General features: G+C 33.5%; 1 protein-coding gene. It reads right to left on the bottom strand.

Annotated features, from left to right (window positions below; all coding sequences use genetic code 11):
• The coding region (locus ACFIL8_RS05520; RefSeq protein ID WP_375689081.1) for a cation:dicarboxylate symporter family transporter at positions 1–1,307 on the bottom strand (1,307 nt) is incomplete at its 3' end.
• Positions 1,308–2,197 lie beyond the last annotated feature (890 nt).

The raw sequence follows: 2,197 nt of genomic DNA, 5'->3' as shown, positions 1-2,197 counted from the left end.
ACCGTTCCAGCTATCATTGAATCGCTCACGTTTAGAGCAGTCCGTCCCATATCAATTAGCGGTTCAATAGAGATAAGTACAGCAACCAAAGTAACAGGAAGCCCCATAATTGGTAACACAATCAATGCAGCGAAAATAGCACCTCCCCCCACACCAGCAACACCAATAGAACTCAACGTTACAACACCAATAAGCGTAGCAATCCAAGTAGGATCAAGAGGATTAATACCCATAGAGGGTGCAATCATGGTCGCAAGCATCGCTGGATAAAGACCAGCACAACCATTTTGTCCAATTGTTGCCCCAAAAGAAGCTGCAAAACTCGCAATGGATTGTGGTACACCTATCCACTGTGTTTGCGCTTCAATATTCAAAGGAATACTTGCAGCACTTGAACGACTGCTAAAAGCAAATGTTAAAACTGGTAAAACCTTTTTGAAAAAACGAAAGGGATTAATCCCAGAAATACCAAGCAATACACCATGAATTCCAAAAATTAAAATAATACCGACATAAGAGGCAATGATAAAAACCAGTAAATTTAAAATATCTGTAATACGCGATATTGCTCCTACTTTCGTCATAAGTGCAAAAATACCATAAGGCGTCAAAGCAATCACAATACGGACTAACCGCATAATCCAAGCTTGTGCCACTTGAATAAATAAAAGCGCGTTTTCCCCTTTTTCTGGCTCATCTTTCTTTAAAAGAAGAACCGATGCACCTAAAAATGACGCAAAAATCACAACACTAATAATTGACGTACGTTTAGCTCCACTCAACTCAGCAAATGGATTTTTAGGAATCATAGACAAAATCATCTTTGGTATATTCATATCTCCAAGTTTAGAAATATGACCTTCAAGAAGAGCAGAAACATTTTGCCCTTCATGCACCAAACCATCGGTTGTTAATCCAAAAAAATTAACCACAAGCACACCAACCAATGCTGAAAGAGCCGTTGTAAAAAGCAATATTGAAATTGTTATTATACTCATCTTTCCAACAGCATAAACAGAATGTAAATGAGCAACTGCTGAAACGATAGAGATAAAAACCAATGGCATAACAATCATTTGCAACAATAAAATATAGCCCTCACCGACAATGTTAAACCATTCAACGGATTTCAATAAAGTGCTTTCACCCTCTCCATAAATAAACTGCAAAACACTTCCAAAAATCAAGCCAAGGATAAGCCATAGCATAACACGTAGTGAAAGACTCCATTGCATTTTCTTACTTTGAGAAACCAACAATAAAAAAATAACAAATAGAAATAAATTGACGAAAAAATTAAATGTCATTGTCTATGCTCACTATTATTATGGTTGACATAAATAATCTGCATAATTCAAAATCAATGCATGATATTTAAAATTAACCTATAAAGCTTACAAGGCTTTTACAAAATCATTATTTTTTTAATTTATAGATTAAAAGAGAATTTTTTATCTACTAATAACTGTTTAAAGAAAATAAATAAAATTATTTTCTTATTATTTAAATTTTCACTCTCATAAAATAGTTAAAAAAGAGAAATATAAGCAGCATTCATTGCATCTTAATACTGAATAATTCCAGCATATCTTATCCTATAAATCTCCTTACCTCTCTCTTTTTCTATTTGAACTGAAGCGAGCTTTCCAAGCAAGGATGAATTAACAATCGAACATTCATGATTTTTCTAGAAAATACACCAACAAGCTACTTCTGCTCATTTTATGGACTGCACTCTCAATAGCTTTGATCAGCACTTCAAATATAATTATTTTATTGAAAATACTTTTTATATATTCTTTCTTTGCTCTCAATGAAAGCTTTTTTATTTTTCAAAACTCTTTTTATAGTCATAAAAAGTCTTTGAAATACAACATGTTGATTTATAATCATAATTTACTGTTTTGCATATTAAATGAGAGTCCCGAATAACGTAAGATTCTCTCATTTCAAACCTGTTTATCTTGAATCAATCAAAATCATTTGCTTGCACGTCACAAGCAGGGCTGGCGTATGAGTAAAAATGTATAAGAAAGGAGTAGAAAGACCTCTTATGAAACATCTTAATGCAAGAGCTGCCGCAACATTGGAGGGCGGAGCTTGAGCAGAAAATATAAATAATATGATTGCTTTTTATAATAGCGCAGTAAAACGTTTTAACGATACCTATTCATATACTGATCGAACAACACGTGCA

The sequence above is a fragment of the Bartonella sp. AP57NXGY genome (assembly GCF_042195805.1).
Lineage (GTDB): Bacteria > Pseudomonadota > Alphaproteobacteria > Rhizobiales > Rhizobiaceae > Bartonella.
The sequence above is the reverse complement of the archived record's forward strand: the minus strand, read 5'-3'. Positions and strand labels throughout refer to the sequence as shown.